This is a genomic window from Paraburkholderia sp. TE9906 (assembly GCF_056279605.1).
On the sequence record NZ_JBWCCT010000002.1, the window covers coordinates 581,155 to 597,018 of the forward strand.

Consider the following 15,864-nt stretch of genomic DNA (forward strand, 5'->3'; position numbering starts at 1 on the left):
GCGCCTGCATGACGGCGGCGGCGTCGAATACAAGTTCGCGAAGGCCTGGGGTGTGGCGGGCGAATACGCCGGCCCCGACACCACGCAGTGCCGGGATGGGCCAGGCTATGAAGCGCACTCGCATCGAGCAGCCTGGCAGCGTCGCCACCAACGTCGCCAATCTCGCGCCCGCCGCGTGGCTCCAGAGAGGCCGCGTGATGCACGAGCGGCTACGTCCGAAGCGTCATCGCTTTACTTATCTGGTGTTCTACGTGCGCTGCGATCTGGACCGTCTCGCATCGCTCGACAGTGGCTGTTCGGTATCGACCGTTGGCGGCGGCCCAGTTTCTATCGGCGTGACCACGGCCCGCGCGACGGCAGCGATCTCGCCGCGTGGATGCGCACGCAGCTCGCGGCGGCGGGCATCGAAGAAGCGGACGGCAGTCCATCTATTCGAGCGCGCTGTTCGACGGCGATCTTCAATGTTCGCTCGACGATGCACAGCGTGCGAAGTATCAACGCATCACCGATACGCTCGATTTGAGCGCGGGTATGCGGATTCTCGAAATCGGCTGCGGCTGGGGCGGTTTGGCGCTGCACGCGGCGCGCCAGGCTGGTGGCGTGCACGTCACTGGCATTCGGCCGCGATTGCGCGTAGACCTTGCGCCGCCGGCGCGGCGCGTTCGAAGCGCGGCTCCACACGATCCGCGCGCAAGGCTTCGACGAGGTTTTCGTGCGCACGTGGCGGCTGTATCTGGCGTATTGCGAAGCGGGCTTCGACGAAGGGCGCACCGACGTGATGCAGTTCGTGATCGCGAAAGCCGACTGACATGCGCGCGCTCGCGGCTCTCGTGCCGGCACTGTGGGCGAGCGCCGCGTGTGCCGATTGGCGTGGTGACGGACAGCCCGCGAGACTCGTTGCGCGAAGCGCGGGCGGGCGAGCGCGAGGCATTTCACATGCCGTCCACCACCAACGCAAAATCGCCCGACTGGCCCGTTCAGCCCATTTTGCCCGGCTCGGGCGGCGATCCTCTGTACAATTGGCCGATCGGTTGTCGGCGTGAGCCTGCTTTTGCCGTGCCGCTTGCGGCGGCCTGGCGTCCCGCGCCGAACCTCGAACCCCATCCGACTCACATCGATTGAATTCATGGCCATTACTTACAAGACTCCCGACGACATCGCCAAACTGCGCATTTCCGGCCGCCTCGCGGCCGACGTGCTGGCGATGATCGGCGAGCACGTCAAGGCCGGCGTCTCCACCGACGAACTCGACGCGCTGTGCAACGACTACATCGTCAACACGCAAAAGTCGATTCCGGCCAATGTCGGCTATCTGGGGTTTCCCAAGACCGTGTGCACCTCGGTCAACCAGGTGGTGTGCCACGGCATCCCGAATCGCGGCGAGATTCTGAAGGACGGCGACATCATCAACATCGACGTCGCGATCATCAAGGACGGCTACTTCGGCGACACCAGCCGCATGTATTGCGTGGGTCAGCCGAGCACGGTGGCGCGCCAACTGATCGACACGACCTACGAGGCGATGCTCGCCGGCATCCGTGAAGTGAAGCCGGGCGCGACGCTCGGCGACGTCGGCTACGCAATCCAGAAAGTCGCGCAGCGCGACGGCTTCTCGATCGTGCGCGACTACTGCGGGCATGGCATCGGCAAGGTCTATCACGAAGACCCGCAGGTGCTGCATTATGGCCAGCCGGGGCAGGGCGTGCGCCTGAAGCTAGGCATGGTCTTCACGATCGAGCCGATGATCAACGCGGGCCGCGCCGGCACCAGCGTGCAACGCGACGGCTGGACGGTGGTCACGAAAGACCGCTCGCTGTCCGCGCAATGGGAGCACATGGTCGCCGTCACCGACGACGGTTATGAACTGCTGACGCCGTGGCCGGATGGCACCGGTAGCTACGAAGCGCCGTGAGCACGCTGCGCGCGCAACACCTGGCTGCTTGCAGCTAGCGGCCTGTGCCGCCGGCATGGCATGCCGTGGCTTTGTGCGTGCCGCGTGCGAATACGTCGAGCGATGGCGCGGTCCGGTCAATAATGATTTGACTCGCGCGCCGGTTCGGTTAAAGCTACGCCTTAGGGTTTCAAGGGGTTTTCGTCTGCATGAGTCCGTCATTGACCGTTCGCCGTATCGCCGCTGAACAGGGCGCCGTTTTTCGCGAACTCCGTACTGCGTCGCTACGGGAGGCGCCCTATGCCTTCGGCGCGACGCTCGAAGACGCGTTGTCGGCCGATGCAGCCAGTTTTGACACCTCCGCCGCGGAGCGCGCGGTTTCGTTCTCCGTCGCCACGTTCATCCTCTACACCGAAGGCCATCCGGCCGGCCTGATCGAAGCGCATTTCGACGACACCGCGGCGCACCGCGCGTTCGTCTGCGAGTTGTGGGTGGCGCCGGCCGTGCGTCATCTGCGCGGCGGCGAACTGCTGGTCGACACGGCCGGCCACTGGCTTGCCGGCGAAGGCGCGACGGAAATCTACGCGTGGGTCGCCGACGCCAACCGCAACGCCATGCGCTTTTACGAGGCGCTCGGCTTCGGTCCGACCGGCGAACACCGGCGTGTCGAACGCGCGCCCGAGCAAGTCGAAAGTCTGCTGGTGCGCCACGTGCCGAGCACGTCACAGGCGTTCCAGCAGTGATCTCGCGAGCGGCGCAACAGTCTGCCGCTCGATTCCCTTCCGCGTCAGTCCAGCCATCGTGGCCGGCTCGCCGGTCTTGCGAGCGGCCCGATCGTTGGCCATGGCGCGGCCTGAATGCCCTGTGCGTGGTTGCCGCGATCGAGGTGGTTCGTCGAGGTCGTGCATTCACCGGCAAAAAAGCTGGCCGCGCGCGTGGACGCCTGTAAAATACGCAAAATTTTTTGCCGAACGCTATGTCGCCCAAGAAATCGCCCTTTTTCGAACTCCGCAGTGGCTCGGTCGATACGCTCCTGTTCGTGGTCAAGACCACCGACCTCGATGCCATGCGTGCCGAGCTGACCCGGCGCTTCGAGGCGACCCCCGAGTTTTTCGCTAACGACGTCGTCGCGATCGACGTGCGGCGTCTCGCCGACAACGAACGCGTGCGGCTCGCCGACATCGCGCAACTGCTCGACAGCGTGCGCATGCGTCCGGTCGGCGTGGTCGCCAACGCGCAGCAGAAGTGGGCGGCGGAATCGGCGCTGCCGTTGCTCGAAGCGCGCGATCGTCGCGGCGCGGTGTCGAAGGCTGCCGACGAAGGCGGCACCGACGCGGCGGCCGGCACGACCAGCGCCGCGCCGGCGGCAGACGTACCGGCCCAAGCGAGCCTGCTTCCGCCCGACGTCCCCGAATCCGGCTCCCCCGCTGCGATCGAGCCGGCAGTCGCGGCCGAACCCGTGCGCCTCGCCACGTCGTCGCAAACGATGGTGGTCGAGAAGCCGTTGCGCTCAGGCCAGCGCATCTACGCAAAGGGCGATCTCGTCGTGCTCGGTCTCGTGAGCTACGGCGCGGAAGTGATCGCGGAAGGCAACATCCATATTTACGCGCCGTTGCGCGGCCGGGCATTGGCCGGCGTGCAGGGCAATCACGACGCGCGCATTTTCTGCACGTGTCTCGAACCGGAACTCATCTCGATCGCGGGCATCTATCGAACGACCGAGAACCCGCTGCCGTCCGATGTACTCGGCAAGCCGGTGCAGATCTGGCTCGAAGAAGAAAAACTGATGATCGAACCGCTGCGGCTCACGTAAGCGTCGGGAAACGGGTGCGGCGCTGAACGAATCCGGCGCGCGGCGTTTCACGGCAAATATGGCCGCACATAATTGATGAATTTGACGAACACAAGGTAAGGGTAATGGCAAAAATCATTGTGGTGACTTCGGGCAAGGGTGGCGTGGGCAAGACGACCACGAGCGCGAGCTTTGCATCGGCCCTCGCACTGCGTGGCAGCAAAACCGCCGTGATCGACTTCGACGTCGGCCTGCGTAACCTCGATCTCATCATGGGCTGTGAGCGCCGTGTGGTGTACGACCTGATCAACGTGATCCAGGGCGAAGCCAACCTGAACCAGGCGCTGATCAAGGACAAGAAGTGCGAGAACCTGTTCATCCTGCCGGCCTCGCAGACACGCGATAAGGACGCGCTGACGATGGAAGGCGTCGAGAAGGTCATCAACGACCTGATCGCGATGGACTTCGAATACATCGTCTGCGATTCGCCGGCCGGTATCGAATCGGGCGCGCTGCTGGCGATGCACTTCGCCGACGAAGCGCTGATCGTGACCAATCCGGAAGTGTCGTCGGTACGCGACTCGGACCGCATTCTCGGCATCCTGTCGTCGAAGACCAAGCGCGCGATCGAAAGCAAGGAGCCGATCAAGGAACACCTGCTGATTACCCGCTACAACCCGAAGCGCGTCAGCGAAGGCGAAATGCTGTCGCTCACCGACATCCAGGAAATCCTGCGCATCGATCTGATCGGCGTGATTCCGGAATCGGAAGCGGTGCTGCACGCGTCGAACCAGGGTCTGCCCGCCGTGCATCTGGACGGCACCGATGTGGCCGAAGCCTATAAGGACGTCGTGTCGCGTTTTCTCGGCGAGCAGAAGTCGCTTCGCTTTACCGATTACCAGAAGCCCGGGCTGCTGCAGCGCCTCTTCGGCACCAAGTAAGGGGAGCGCACGTCATGTCGATTCTTTCGTTTTTGCTGGGCGAGAAAAAGAAGTCCGCGTCGGTAGCGAAGGAACGCCTGCAGTTGATCATCGCGCATGAGCGCGCCGGCGGCCATGCGCCCGCCGATTATCTGCCTGCGTTGCAACGTGAACTGGTAGCCGTGATTTCGAAGTACGTGAAGATTTCCGATGACGATATTCGCGTGAGTCTCGAGCGTCAGGACGATCTCGAAGTGCTCGAGGTCAAGATCGAAATACCGCAGGCCTGATCGGCCGGAAGCGGTTCTGTTCTGCGGCTGGTTTTGGCCGATGTATGCCGCGCGGTGTTGCGTTGAGATGACGCGATGCCGTGCGGTGTGCGCTGCGTGATTAAGTGCGCGGCTTCTCAGTCGCTTCCTTGCAGTTTCATTTCCCTCTCTCGTTTTCTTCGAGCTGTCGCGGGTCTCGCTGCGTCACTGCGCCGAGTCGCGTCCCTCAGCGTCGCGCACGCCTGTCATGACGCTTCCCCATGCGCGGTCCTTGCGTCGAAATAAACCGTTGCACTTCAGCGTGTGCCGTTACACGCCCATCGTCAGCCAGTCGCAGCCCTCGTGCATTAAACGGGTAACGCCGTATCCGGTGTTCAATCACAGAGGGAAATCATGAACAGAACCTTTCGCTTGCTGCTTGCCCATACCGTGTTGATCGCGGCCGGTGCCGCCGCTGTGGCGTCCGCGTCGGCTGCGGAAGTGGTCGTGATCGCGCCGTCCGCGCCGCCGCCTGTGCGTGACGAAGCCGTGCCCGCGGCGCGTGCCGGCTACGTGTGGGATCACGGTCACTGGCGCTGGGATCATGGCCGCTACGTCTGGGTCGCGGGCCACTGGCAGGCCGAACGCGTCGGCTATCACTGGGTGCCGGGCCACTGGGTCTCGCATGGTCCGAACTACCGCTGGGTCCAGGGGCACTGGGCCTAACGCGACAATGTTCGGCCACGCGCGGCGTGTTCGATATCGGTCGCGCCGCCTTCACCAGTTCGACAACACGGGCGCCGCGTAGCGCGCGCCCGTGTCTTCAGGGAAATACGTGATGAAAAAGAATCTGCTTCTGCTCGCCGCGCTTGCGGTCATGCTGGCCGGGTGTGTCATCGTGCCGGTGCGGCCGTTGTATGTGCATGCGCCGCGCGTCGTCGTTTACTGACGCGGCGTGTCGGCGCCGTCTTCGGCAGGCGGCTCGCCGTCGACCGGCTCCGTCGCCGGCTCGGGCACCTCGGGCACTTCGGGCGTTGGTGCGGGCATCGGCTGCGGCAATGGCGCCATATAACGTTGCGCCAGCGACTCGTACAGCGGCGGCGCGAACAGGCGCGATACACGGCTCGCGATCAACGCGGTGGCCATCAGCGAAATCACCAGCGCGTGGCCGTCGATCATCTCCATCACGATCACGAACGACGTAATCGGCGACTGCGTGACGGCGGCGAGATAACCGACCATCGCGAGCGCGATCAGCATCGGCAACTGCATCGAGTCGAACACCATGTGCAGCAGATTGCCGAAGCCCGCGCCGATCGACAGCGACGGCGCGAAGATACCGCCCGGAATGCCGGGCAGGTATGAGCCGATCATCGCGATCATCTTCAGGAACGGATAGAAGACCGACAAGCGCTCATGGCCGTCGAGCAATCCGCGCGCTTCCGCATAACCGCTGCCGAAGGTCGTGCCGCCCGAAATCAGCCCGACCACCGCGATCGTGAAACCGCACAACGCCGCGAACACGACCGGCCGTTCGCCGTGCAATTGACGCAGCGGGGCGGGAATCCAGCGCGCGGTGTTCAACAGCAGCCAGCCGAACGTGCCGCCTGCGATACCGGTGACGACCGCGGTCAGCAGCACCGCGAGCGCGAGCAGGTCGGGGAAGTGCACGCCAATCTGGATGGTGCCGAAATACGTGTAGTTGCCGTTCAACCCAAGCGCGACCACGCCGGCGATGATGATCGCCGTAATCAGCACGCCGCTCGCGCGTGCCTCGAAGCTGCGCGTGAGTTCCTCGATGGCGAACACGATGCCGGCGAGCGGCGTATTGAATGCCGCGGACAAGCCCGCGGCCGCGCCGGCCAGCACCAGTTGCCGCTCGATCTGCGCATTCGAGCGTGGATAGAGCCGCCGCAGATTGAACATGAGCGCCGCGCCGACCTGCACGGTCGGTCCTTCACGGCCGATGGTGAAGCCGCCCAGAATCCCCAGAAACGACACGGCGATCTTGCCGAACAGAATCCGGAACGACAGCAGCCGCTCGCCGTATGGACCGGGTTTCGAATGCAGCGTGGCGATCACTTGCGGAATGCCGCTGCCCTCGGCGCCGCGAAAGAAGGTGCGCGTGAGCCAGACAGCGAGCGCCGCGACCGCGGGCGTGACGATGAGCGGCGCCCATGCGTGCCCTTGCTGCAAGGTGCGGAATTCGGCGTAGCCCCAATCGATCAGGCGGGCATACAGCACCGCAATCAGGCCGACGGCGATCGCACCGAGCCAGAAAATGCCGTACTGGCGCCAGAGGCGCCTCGCGCGGCGCAGGACGACGGAAGGATGCAGAGCGAAGAGCTTGGGCATGGCGGGCCGGCGCAAAAGCGTAAAGTATAGAGCGCCTCGCGCGTGCAAACGCGTAGGAAAGTTTTTTTGAAATGCCGCAGAATCGCCGCTCCCAGGCGCGCGATGTAATGCGCGGTATTGCGACTGCGGCGCGCGCACCAAGGCGAATTGGAAAAGAAATTTCAATCGTCGGCTAAAATGGTGTGATTTTTGAACAACTAACAGGTCTTCAATGAAGCGAGTCCTCATCGTCAAGGTCACCTCACTCGGCGATATCGTGCAGGCCCTGCCGGTGGTCGCCGATATCAAGCGCGCGTTTCCGGGCGTTCAGGTCGATTGGGCGGCAGACGAGGCTTTCGCCGAACTCGTGCACTGGAGCGAAAGCGTGGACCGCGTGCTGTGCGCGCCGTTGCGCCGTTTCAAGAAAGCGCGCAACTGGAGCGACCTCAAGGCGATCTGGGCGTCCATCGCCGAGTTGCGCGCGTATCGCTACGATTTCATCATCGACATTCACGGCGTCTACAAGAGCGCGATCATCGCGTTCCTCGCGCGCTCGTCGCGGCGCATCGGCTATCAGTCCCAGGATCTGGGCGAGCGGGGCGCCGCCTTCGCGTACACCGGACGATTCGGCCCGCGCCCGCAGGGCAATGCATGGCATGGCATGCGCATCAGCGCCGGCGAGGCGCTCGACTACGAGGTGAAGGGCCCGCCTGTCTACAACCTGCGCCTGCCCGAACCGGCCAAGCCGCCCTTTGCCTCCGGCAGTGCGCCGGTCGCGGCGTTTTTCCACGCTACTTCCAAAGACGACAAGAAGTGGCCGCTGAGTCATTGGGTCGAAGTCGGCCTCGAACTCGCGGGACGCGGCTTTCGCGTGGTCTTGCCGTGGGGCTCGGACGCGGAGCGCGCCGAGGCGGAGAAGATTGCCGCGCAGGTGCCGGGCGCGAGCGTGCTGCCGAAGATGAGCGTGACCGAAATCGCGCAGATGATCGACGCATGCGCGCTGGTGGTCGGCACCGATACGGGCTTCGTGCACCTTGCTCATGCGTTGCAGAAACGCACCGTGATGATCTTCGTGGCGACGTCGCCGTCGCATTGCGGCGTCGAATCGCCGAATCGCTCGATCTCGATTGGCGATGGCCATTCCGTGCCGCCGGTCAGCGCTGCACTCGACGCGATCGACTACGTGCATGGCACGCCTCATGAGCATGCCAACGAGCCGCGTTCAGCCATCGCGTGATCGTGGCGCCGTGGCGTCTTGCCGATGCGCAATCGTTTGCTCAAAAAGAAAAGAGGCGTGACGCGCATCCGCCCAATCAAACAGGCGCTGCCACGTAACGCCTCCGAAAACGCCCGCGTCGGGGAACAGCGGGCGGAGAGGAAATCGTTGCAAAAAATCTGGACTGCATTGGCTGCACGAAGCTGCGTTGCGGCTCACGTTCCGATCTCAAAGTCGATCAGTGTGAGATTCGCGGCGCTCCTCGCACCGCTCCTCGCACCGCTCTTCACACATTACACGCCTGTTAAATCTGTCGCTTTTCGTTGAATGCCACATTGCCTGAACGAGGCCGTATTCGCACCGCCCGCGGCTTCAGCCTGGCGTGCGCCACAGTGCAAACCTCGTGCCCACGCGCAACGTCTTGAGCCGCCTGGCCGCGCCGGCAGGGCGCGCACTTCATGAACAACGTTCACCGCAGTATAGGCGCTGTTTTCCGCCGACGTGAACCGATCCTCCCATGCCTCGAAACGAGCGAGCGTCCCGCACCGATCATGTAACGAGGTGGTGATGTTCCCTTACAAATCGCAACGTTCCTGCGGGTCGGCGTCGTGTCCAATCGGGTCATTCGGGGATTTGGCTCGAATGAATCTCGACTCGATGGAGAACAACATGAAACGCTTGATCTTGACCCTCGCCGCCGGCACGCTCCTCGCAACGGCACTCGGCGGCTGCATCGTTGCCCCGGCACCGGGCTACTACGGCGGCGGCTACTACCATCACGGCGGCTATTACTACCGATAAGCCACCACCGGTACGCCGCTCAAGCCATCAGCATTTCGAACGCGACTACCGCGGCAATGGCAGCCGCGTTCGCCGCCACCGCTTCGACGACGATGCCCTTCCATGTCGCCGGACGAAAACGCAACGCGAGCAGCAGCGCACCGAGCAGTGCGAGCGCGATGATCATCACGATATCCGAGCTGTGGAGATGAATGTTCATCCGAGCCTCCCTGCTTGCCTTAGGGTTATTCAAGCTGAGTATAGGCAAGTCAAAAAGGCGCGCAAGGCAAGGATTTACCCAGCGAATGCCCGGTAAGCAGAACGAAAGCGAAGCTTGAGCGGAAGGGGCAACGGCCGCCGCCGCGGCGCGTTCATCACGCGCCGGGCGGCGTTGCATTTGAGGCATCGGCAGAGGAGCCGCGCGCCGATGCCGTCTACGGCATTACATCAGGCGCGCGTCGCGCGTTTCGCGCATGCACAGCACGCCGATCAGGCTGACCGCGGCAGCCGCCGACACATACATGCCGACCCACGGCAACCCGCCGTGCGCGGACAGCACCTGGGCGATATACGGCGCGACCGAGGCGCCGAGAATCCCGCCCAGGTTGTACGCGACGCCCGCGCCGGTATAGCGCACGTTGGTCGGAAACAGCTCCGGCAGCAGCGCGCCCATTGGCGCGAAGGTCACGCCCATCAGGAACAGCTGGATCACGAGAAACAGCAGCACCAGCGGCGTTTCTCCGCTGCCGAGCAGCGGCGCCATCGTGAAGCCCGACAGAATCGCCGCGATGATGCCGACGATCAGCACCGGCTTGCGCCCGAAGCGATCGCTCGCACGCGCCGACAGCGGCGTGGCGAGCGCCATGAACACCACCGCGATGCACAGCAGGCCGAGGAAGGTCTGCCGTGGAACATGCAGCACCGACACGCCATACGACAGCGAGAACGTGGTCGCGTTGTAAAACAGCGTGTAGCAAACCACCATCGCGAGCGCGCCGAGCACAGTCGGCACCCAGTGTTGCGACAGCAGCGTGGCGATCGGCACCTTGACGCGTTCCTTGCGCTCGATGGCGGCCTGGAAGGCCGGCGTCTCGGCGATCTTCAGACGCACGTACAGGCCGAGCACGACCAGCACCGAGCTGACGATGAACGGCACGCGCCAGCCCCAGCTGCGGAACTGCTCGTCGCTCAACGACGTGGCCAGTGCGAAGAACAGCCCGTTGGACGCGAGAAAGCCGATCGACGGGCCGAGCTGCGGGAACATGCCGAACCAGCCACGCTTGCCGGCCGGCGCGTTTTCGGTGGCGAGCAATGCTGCGCCGCCCCATTCGCCGCCGAGGCCGATACCTTGGCCGAAGCGCAGCACGCACAGCAGGATCGGCGCGAGGCTGCCGATCGAGTCGTAGCCCGGCACGAAGCCGATCAGCGTGGTCGACAGGCCCATCACCAGCAGCGACGCGACCAGCGTCGATTTACGGCCGATCCGGTCACCGAAGTGGCCGAACAGGAACGAGCCGATCGGCCGCGCGATGAACGCGATGCCGAACGTGACGAAGGCCGACAAGGCCTGAGCGGTCGTCGAACTGTGCGGGAAAAACACCGGTCCGATGACGAGCGCCGCAGCGGTCGCATAGACGTAGAAATCGTAGAACTCGATCGCGGTGCCGATGAAGCTCGCGAAGATGATCCGCGCGCTGCTGTTCTGCCCGCTTGCGTTGGGCTGGGCCGAGGAAATCGGCGATGTGGACATGCAGGGTCTCCAGGTGTCGTAGGGCCGCCGGGGTGCCGTGCGTCGCAGTACGTCGAAACTCGACGGCGCGTGCCGGGCAGCATCATTTTGGGGTTCGCCAGCCCGGCGCCGTTCGCTGGCTGAGTAAAGCCACGTGCGGCGCGGGCGATGAAGCAACAGCTTACAACGGCAGCCCCCGCAGGTCGCGCGCGACAGTGGCCATACCAGGGGAATAACCAGGTGGGTTGCATGACGCGTGCGGATGACGAGGCGGCCGGTGCGGCACGACGCGCTGACTGCCCGGTAAGAGCCATCGGGCGTTAAACCTGAGCATCAGACGTCGTGTGCATCGCGCATCAGGCAGACGGCGCGCGCGGATGGCGCTGCGGCGCTGCAATCGGGCGTCGCGCCGTGCCGGCGGGTAGGCGGGCGGCGTGAGCCATGCCGGAAGGCTCCGGCGCAGGGAATCGGAAAATTATAGCGAGCGCGGGTGTCGAGCAGCAATGGCGGCTTAAGGAGCGCCGTGTGAGGTGGGATCGTGGCGAGGCGGTTGCCAGGCCGCGATGCAGTGGTTACGACGTCGGTCTGACGCGCACCGTCGCGACGCGCGCCGCAAAGCCACCCGCCTTCAATCGATCGTCTGCGCTTGCGGCGATGCAAGCTCGCGCAACTGGAACTTGCCGTCGTCGTTGAACAGCCAGTCTTCGAACAGTTCGAGCTGGCCGCGCCCGTTCAGCAGCTTGCCGGGCGGTTGCGGCAGCGGGGCGGCGCGCCGCAGCGTGGCGAGCGCGGTGCTCTCGGTTTCGTCATCCCCATTGGTGCGGTACACCGACGACTCGACGATGTGCCCGTTGCGATCCACCGTGAACGACACCACCACCAGCGAGCGCAGCATCGCCTGCGGCGTGCCGCGCAACACGTACGAAGGATTGCGGTCGGTGATCCGACGCGCGACCGCCTCGCGATACTGATCGAGCGTCGCGCTGTTGATTGCGGCCATCGGCGTATTGACTGCGGGCTCGTGCGACGGCAGCGTGATCGTGCAGCCGGCCACGGCGGCGGCCAGCGCCATGGTGAGCAGCGCCCGCTGGGTGCGCGATGGCGCCGCCTCCATGCAGGCCGCGCAGCGTCCGGTCAGGCGGAGAAGGTGACGCGAGCGGGTGAGCATGGTCGGCGAGAAGCGCGGAGAGGACCTGATTTGATGGTAGTCAAAATCCGACAGGATGCAATTGGCGTTCGCCCGCAACGGGCCTCGACGTCTCGCCGCGCTTGCGTGTAATAGCCGGAAATATGAGGCGGGTTGGTTGGCGGCCGGAACGCGCCTACACTTCGATGGCCTCCTTCGGGAGGCATCGGTGGAAGTCTTTTTTAGCCCGCTTCGTGCGGGCTTTATTTTTTTGCGCGGCGGCGCGTTTGCATAGGAAGTGCGACCCGGCCCGCTAAATAAAAAAGGCGAACCCGCTGACGGGTCCGCCTTTCTCAAGCATGCGCAATGCAAACGGTAAGCGGCGCTCGCTAACCTGCCGCGCCGCCTGCCACTTTCGTTACTTCAACGCCTCACGTGCTGCCTTCACCGCCGCGAGCACCTGCTCCGGCGCGGTGCCGCCCGGATGATTGCGACTCGCGACCGAGCCTTCGAGCGTCAGATACGAGAACACGTCCTCGCCGATCAGATGCGCGACGTTCGGCAGTTCGGCGCGCATTTCTTCGAGCGTCAGGTCCGCCAGATCGCAGCCGCGATCCGCGCAGATGCGCACAGCCAGCGCGACCGCTTCGTGCGCGTCGCGGAACGGCAGGCCGCGCTTGACCAGGTAGTCGGCCAGATCGGTGGCCGTCGAGAAGCCTTGCAACGCGGCATCGCGCATCGCTTGCGGCTTCACCGAAATACCGGCGACCATTTCAGCGAAGATGCGCAGCGTATCGGCCACCGTATCGACGGTGTCGAATAGCGGTTCCTTGTCTTCCTGATTGTCCTTGTTGTACGCGAGCGGCTGGCCTTTCATCAGCGTGAGCAGCGCCATCAGATGGCCGTTCACTCGACCCGTCTTGCCGCGTGCAAGTTCGGGCACGTCCGGGTTCTTCTTCTGCGGCATGATCGACGAACCGGTGCAGAAACGGTCGGCCAGATCGATGAAGCCGACGCGCGGGCTCATCCACAGCACGAGTTCTTCCGAGAAGCGCGACACGTGCGTCATGACGAGCGCCGACGCCGCCGTGAATTCGATCGCGAAGTCACGGTCGGAGACCGCATCCAGCGAGTTCGCGCAGATGCCGTCGAAGCCGAGCGTCTTCGCCACCGCGTGACGGTCGATCGGATAGCTGGTGCCGGCGAGCGCCGCCGCGCCGAGCGGCAGGCGGTTCACGCGCTTGCGGCAATCGAGCATGCGCTCGGCGTCGCGCGAAAACATTTCGACGTAGGCGAGCAGGTGATGGCCGAACGTGACCGGCTGCGCGACTTGCAGGTGCGTGAAGCCCGGCATGATGGTCGACGCGTTCTTCTCCGCCATCTCGAGCAGCGCGCTGCGCAGCTCGGTCAGCAAGCCGCCGATGCGGTCGATCTCGCCGCGCAGCCACAAGCGGATGTCGGTCGCGACCTGGTCGTTACGCGAGCGGCCCGTGTGCAGGCGCTTGCCCGCATCGCCGATCAGCGCGGTCAGGCGCGCTTCGATGTTCAGGTGCACGTCTTCCAGATCGAGTTGCCACTCGAACTCGCCGCGTTCGATTTCACCCTTGATCTGCGCCATGCCGCGTTGGATCGCGGCGAGGTCGTCGGCGGCGATGATCTTCTGCGCGGCCAGCATCGAGGCGTGCGCGAGCGACCCTTCGATATCGACGAGCGCCAGACGCTTGTCGAAGAAAACCGACGACGTGTAGCGTTTGACGAGCTCCGACATCGGCTCCGAGAAGCGAGCCGACCAGGCTTCGCTTTTTTTGTGCAGTTGGGACGTCATGGTGTTGGGCAGTTAAGCGGCAGTTGAGCGAGCGGTGAACAGGCTGACGGCGCGTCATGCACGTCACGTACCGTGCAAAGGTGCCGCCGAAGCGAGGAAAGACAGGGATTTTAACACTGGCGGTGGGCGTTCAAGACGCCTCGCCGCTATTCACGCACCAGCACCACCAGCTTCAGATCCTCGCGGTGCGCGGGTTTGAAGGTGATCTGATCGTAGACGATGCGCCCATCGCGCGGATGGTTGAACTCGCGCCGCCCGCCCTCGCGGCCGCCCACATCCTGCGACGCCCAGAAGCGCGTGAACGCGTCGCTTGCGGTGGTCAGGGAGTCGATCAGCGCGCGCGTGGGCGCGTCGCTCAGATGGCGGATCGAGTCGGCGCGGAATTCGGCGGCGAGCCGCCGCGCCCGCGTTTCCCAGTCGACGATCAACGCGCGCGCGGCCGGCTCGGTGAAGGTGTAGCGCAGCAGATTGCGGTCGTGCGCGCCGTCCAGCCAGCCGACGAACAGATCGGCGGCACGCTCGTTCCACGCGAGCGCGGTCCATTGCCGGTCGAGCACGTAGGCCGGCGCGTTCACGAGTTGCACCGTTTCCAGCAGGGTAGCGGGCGCGTCGGCGGCGGCCGGGTCGGGCTCGGCCGGGTCGCGCTGCGCGGCCAGTTCGAACAGATAAGCCCGCTCGGCGCGCGACAGTTGCAGCGCAACGGCGATGCGCGCGAGCGCATCGGCGGATGCCGACACCGGGCGGCCTTGCTCGATCCACGTGTACCAGGTCGGACTCACACCGCACAGCTGCGCGACTTCCTCGCGCCGCAAGCCCGGCGTGCGGCGGCGCGGCCCGGGTGGCAGGCCGACCGCTTGCGGCGAGAGCCGTTCGCGATGCGCGCGGATGAAGTCGCCGAGCGCGCGGGCCGGGGTGGCGTCGAGTGGCGGCGGGTGGTCGGCGGAAGACGGCGTGGTCATGCTGATCGGGTGGTGAGTGGGGCGTGGGTTTGGGGTAGTAATAGATATACCAGAATACTTGCTCAACTTGTACTGGTACACGGCGGGCCCTATTGTAGCGGCTGGAACGGCAAATCGCCTGCCGGAGCGCGTGTGGCGCTGTTTCCAATCCGCAGTTTCCAACCAATAACCGGAGCCTCCCCATGAAGCATCACGATCAGGTCGCCGACGCCTTCGGCTCGACCGCCGCCGCGTATTTGACGAGTCAAACCCATGCAACCGGCGCCGATCTGCGAATGCTGGCCGAGTCGATTGCCGCGACGCCGGGCGCGACGGTGCTCGACATGGGCTGCGGCGCGGGGCACGCGAGTTTCGCGGTCGCGCCGCATGCGAAGGACGTGGTCGCCTACGACATCGCGCCGCCAATGCTCGCGACGGTCGACGGCGCGGCGAAGGAGCGCGGCCTTGCCAACATCCGCACGCAGCAGGGCGCGGCCGAAACGCTGCCGTTCGACGACCATTCGTTCGACTGGGTGATCAGCCGCATGAGCGCGCATCACTGGCACGACGTGCCGGCCGCACTCGCCGAAGTGCGGCGCGTGCTGAAGCCGGGCGGCAAGGTGTTGTTCGTCGATATCGCCGGGATCGATCATCCGTTGCTCGACACGCATATCCAGGCGATCGAGTTGCTGCGCGACGGCTCGCATATCCGCGATTACCGCGCTGATGAATGGGTGGCGTTGTTCGAAGCGGCGGGGTTCAAGGCGGCGATTCGCGAGAGTTGGCGCATCGATATCGAGTTCGCTTCGTGGGTCGCGCGCATGCGCACGCCGGAGCCGCGTGTGGTGGCGATCCATTCGCTGTGGGACGGTGCGCCCGATGAAGTGCGGCAGTATTTCGACGTGCAGGCGGATCACTCTTTCAAGCTCGACGCTTTGATGATCGCCGCGCAGTAAGCGCCGCCGCAAACGAAAACGGCGGGATGCCGACAAACCGACATCCCGCCGCAGCGAACCACCTTGAACCTACGCGGCGCCCAACCAGGCACGCCGCGTACATGGCACT

16 protein-coding genes and 2 pseudogenes are annotated in these 15,864 nt (G+C 64.7%); 12 read left to right on the forward strand and 6 right to left on the reverse strand.

Annotated elements, in window-relative coordinates:
* Positions 1 to 197: 197 nt before the first annotated feature.
* From ACZ9H4_RS06485 to ACZ9H4_RS06525, 9 genes and pseudogenes are all read left to right on the forward strand, one after another.
* Positions 198 to 242 (forward strand): annotated as a pseudogene (locus tag ACZ9H4_RS06485) (hypothetical protein); the annotation flags it as partial.
* Between the two features lie 130 nt (positions 243 to 372).
* A pseudogene (locus tag ACZ9H4_RS06490) lies at positions 373 to 558 on the forward strand (SAM-dependent methyltransferase); the annotation flags it as partial.
* A gap of 82 nt (positions 559 to 640) precedes the next feature.
* Complete coding sequence (locus tag ACZ9H4_RS06495; protein ID WP_476118509.1) at positions 641 to 808, forward strand: hypothetical protein; 168 nt, start codon at positions 641 to 643, stop codon at positions 806 to 808.
* A 318-nt stretch (positions 809 to 1,126) separates the two neighbouring features.
* Positions 1,127 to 1,912, forward strand: coding sequence for a type I methionyl aminopeptidase (map, locus tag ACZ9H4_RS06500; protein WP_476118510.1), 786 nt, complete (start codon positions 1,127 to 1,129; stop codon positions 1,910 to 1,912).
* A 188-nt stretch (positions 1,913 to 2,100) separates the two neighbouring features.
* Complete coding sequence (locus ACZ9H4_RS06505; protein ID WP_408141592.1) at positions 2,101 to 2,634, forward strand: GNAT family N-acetyltransferase; 534 nt, start codon at positions 2,101 to 2,103, stop codon at positions 2,632 to 2,634.
* A gap of 233 nt (positions 2,635 to 2,867) precedes the next feature.
* Complete coding sequence (gene minC / locus ACZ9H4_RS06510; RefSeq protein WP_476118511.1) at positions 2,868 to 3,704, forward strand: septum site-determining protein MinC; 837 nt, start codon at positions 2,868 to 2,870, stop codon at positions 3,702 to 3,704.
* Positions 3,705 to 3,808: 104 nt separating this feature from the next.
* Positions 3,809 to 4,624: a septum site-determining protein MinD gene (minD, locus tag ACZ9H4_RS06515; protein WP_027799748.1), complete on the forward strand. Its 816-nt coding sequence runs from the start codon at positions 3,809 to 3,811 to the stop codon at positions 4,622 to 4,624.
* A 14-nt stretch (positions 4,625 to 4,638) separates the two neighbouring features.
* A complete protein-coding gene (minE, locus tag ACZ9H4_RS06520; RefSeq protein WP_008922443.1) occupies positions 4,639 to 4,893 on the forward strand; it encodes a cell division topological specificity factor MinE in 255 nt (84 codons plus the stop codon).
* Between the two features lie 372 nt (positions 4,894 to 5,265).
* Positions 5,266 to 5,577, forward strand: a complete 312-nt coding sequence (locus ACZ9H4_RS06525) for a hypothetical protein (RefSeq protein WP_408141594.1) — start codon at positions 5,266 to 5,268, stop codon at positions 5,575 to 5,577.
* A gap of 216 nt (positions 5,578 to 5,793) precedes the next feature.
* Here ACZ9H4_RS06525 and ACZ9H4_RS06530 read toward each other — a convergent pair whose 3' ends face one another.
* Entirely contained in the window at positions 5,794 to 7,206 is a 1,413-nt protein-coding gene (locus tag ACZ9H4_RS06530; RefSeq protein WP_408141595.1) for a chloride channel protein, read from the reverse strand.
* 211 nt (positions 7,207 to 7,417) lie between these two features.
* Between ACZ9H4_RS06530 and waaC the strand changes: the two genes are divergently transcribed.
* The gene (gene waaC / locus ACZ9H4_RS06535; RefSeq protein WP_408152872.1) at positions 7,418 to 8,422 is read left to right on the forward strand and encodes a lipopolysaccharide heptosyltransferase I; all 1,005 of its coding nucleotides are present in this window, start codon (positions 7,418 to 7,420) and stop codon (positions 8,420 to 8,422) included.
* A gap of 648 nt (positions 8,423 to 9,070) precedes the next feature.
* The gene (locus ACZ9H4_RS06540; RefSeq protein ID WP_277873534.1) at positions 9,071 to 9,202 is read left to right on the forward strand and encodes a hypothetical protein; all 132 of its coding nucleotides are present in this window, start codon (positions 9,071 to 9,073) and stop codon (positions 9,200 to 9,202) included.
* Between the two features lie 19 nt (positions 9,203 to 9,221).
* Here ACZ9H4_RS06540 and ACZ9H4_RS06545 read toward each other — a convergent pair whose 3' ends face one another.
* The 5 genes from ACZ9H4_RS06545 to ACZ9H4_RS06565 all read right to left on the reverse strand — a co-directional run bounded on the left by ACZ9H4_RS06545 (position 9,222) and on the right by ACZ9H4_RS06565 (position 14,820).
* Entirely contained in the window at positions 9,222 to 9,401 is a 180-nt protein-coding gene (locus ACZ9H4_RS06545) for a hypothetical protein (RefSeq protein WP_476118512.1), read from the reverse strand.
* Positions 9,402 to 9,623: 222 nt separating this feature from the next.
* Complete coding sequence (locus ACZ9H4_RS06550; RefSeq protein WP_476118514.1) at positions 9,624 to 10,931, reverse strand: MFS transporter; 1,308 nt, start codon at positions 10,929 to 10,931, stop codon at positions 9,624 to 9,626.
* A 607-nt stretch (positions 10,932 to 11,538) separates the two neighbouring features.
* On the reverse strand, positions 11,539 to 12,024 hold the full coding sequence (locus tag ACZ9H4_RS06555; protein WP_408141598.1) for an energy transducer TonB family protein: 486 nt from the start codon (positions 12,022 to 12,024) through the stop codon (positions 11,539 to 11,541).
* Between the two features lie 430 nt (positions 12,025 to 12,454).
* Entirely contained in the window at positions 12,455 to 13,861 is a 1,407-nt protein-coding gene (argH, locus tag ACZ9H4_RS06560; RefSeq protein ID WP_408152871.1) for an argininosuccinate lyase, read from the reverse strand.
* 146 nt (positions 13,862 to 14,007) lie between these two features.
* Positions 14,008 to 14,820 carry a helix-turn-helix transcriptional regulator gene (locus ACZ9H4_RS06565; protein WP_408152870.1) on the reverse strand — a complete coding sequence of 271 codons (813 nt, stop codon included), beginning with the start codon at positions 14,818 to 14,820 and terminating at the stop codon, positions 14,008 to 14,010.
* A 182-nt stretch (positions 14,821 to 15,002) separates the two neighbouring features.
* On the opposite strand from ACZ9H4_RS06565, the gene ACZ9H4_RS06570 reads away from it, so the two are divergent.
* On the forward strand, positions 15,003 to 15,755 hold the full coding sequence (locus tag ACZ9H4_RS06570) for a class I SAM-dependent methyltransferase (protein ID WP_476118516.1): 753 nt from the start codon (positions 15,003 to 15,005) through the stop codon (positions 15,753 to 15,755).
* Positions 15,756 to 15,864: the final 109 nt, after the last annotated feature.

Bases quoted from the DNA above. Each gene is read 5' to 3' on its own strand.
- map (WP_476118510.1), top strand. From the start codon at position 1,127: ATGGCCATTACTTACAAGACTCCCGACGACATCGCCAAACTGCGCATT.
- ACZ9H4_RS06540 (WP_277873534.1), top strand. From the start codon at position 9,071: ATGAAACGCTTGATCTTGACCCTCGCCGCCGGCACGCTCCTCGCAACG.
- ACZ9H4_RS06530 (WP_408141595.1), bottom strand. From the start codon at position 7,206: ATGCCCAAGCTCTTCGCTCTGCATCCTTCCGTCGTCCTGCGCCGCGCG.
- ACZ9H4_RS06570 (WP_476118516.1), top strand. From the start codon at position 15,003: ATGAAGCATCACGATCAGGTCGCCGACGCCTTCGGCTCGACCGCCGCC.
- ACZ9H4_RS06505 (WP_408141592.1), top strand. From the start codon at position 2,101: ATGAGTCCGTCATTGACCGTTCGCCGTATCGCCGCTGAACAGGGCGCC.
- waaC (WP_408152872.1), top strand. From the start codon at position 7,418: ATGAAGCGAGTCCTCATCGTCAAGGTCACCTCACTCGGCGATATCGTG.
- minD (WP_027799748.1), top strand. From the start codon at position 3,809: ATGGCAAAAATCATTGTGGTGACTTCGGGCAAGGGTGGCGTGGGCAAG.
- ACZ9H4_RS06565 (WP_408152870.1), bottom strand. From the start codon at position 14,820: ATGACCACGCCGTCTTCCGCCGACCACCCGCCGCCACTCGACGCCACC.
- ACZ9H4_RS06550 (WP_476118514.1), bottom strand. From the start codon at position 10,931: ATGTCCACATCGCCGATTTCCTCGGCCCAGCCCAACGCAAGCGGGCAG.
- ACZ9H4_RS06555 (WP_408141598.1), bottom strand. From the start codon at position 12,024: ATGGAGGCGGCGCCATCGCGCACCCAGCGGGCGCTGCTCACCATGGCG.
- argH (WP_408152871.1), bottom strand. From the start codon at position 13,861: ATGACGTCCCAACTGCACAAAAAAAGCGAAGCCTGGTCGGCTCGCTTC.
- minC (WP_476118511.1), top strand. From the start codon at position 2,868: ATGTCGCCCAAGAAATCGCCCTTTTTCGAACTCCGCAGTGGCTCGGTC.
- ACZ9H4_RS06545 (WP_476118512.1), bottom strand. From the start codon at position 9,401: ATGAACATTCATCTCCACAGCTCGGATATCGTGATGATCATCGCGCTC.
- ACZ9H4_RS06525 (WP_408141594.1), top strand. From the start codon at position 5,266: ATGAACAGAACCTTTCGCTTGCTGCTTGCCCATACCGTGTTGATCGCG.
- minE (WP_008922443.1), top strand. From the start codon at position 4,639: ATGTCGATTCTTTCGTTTTTGCTGGGCGAGAAAAAGAAGTCCGCGTCG.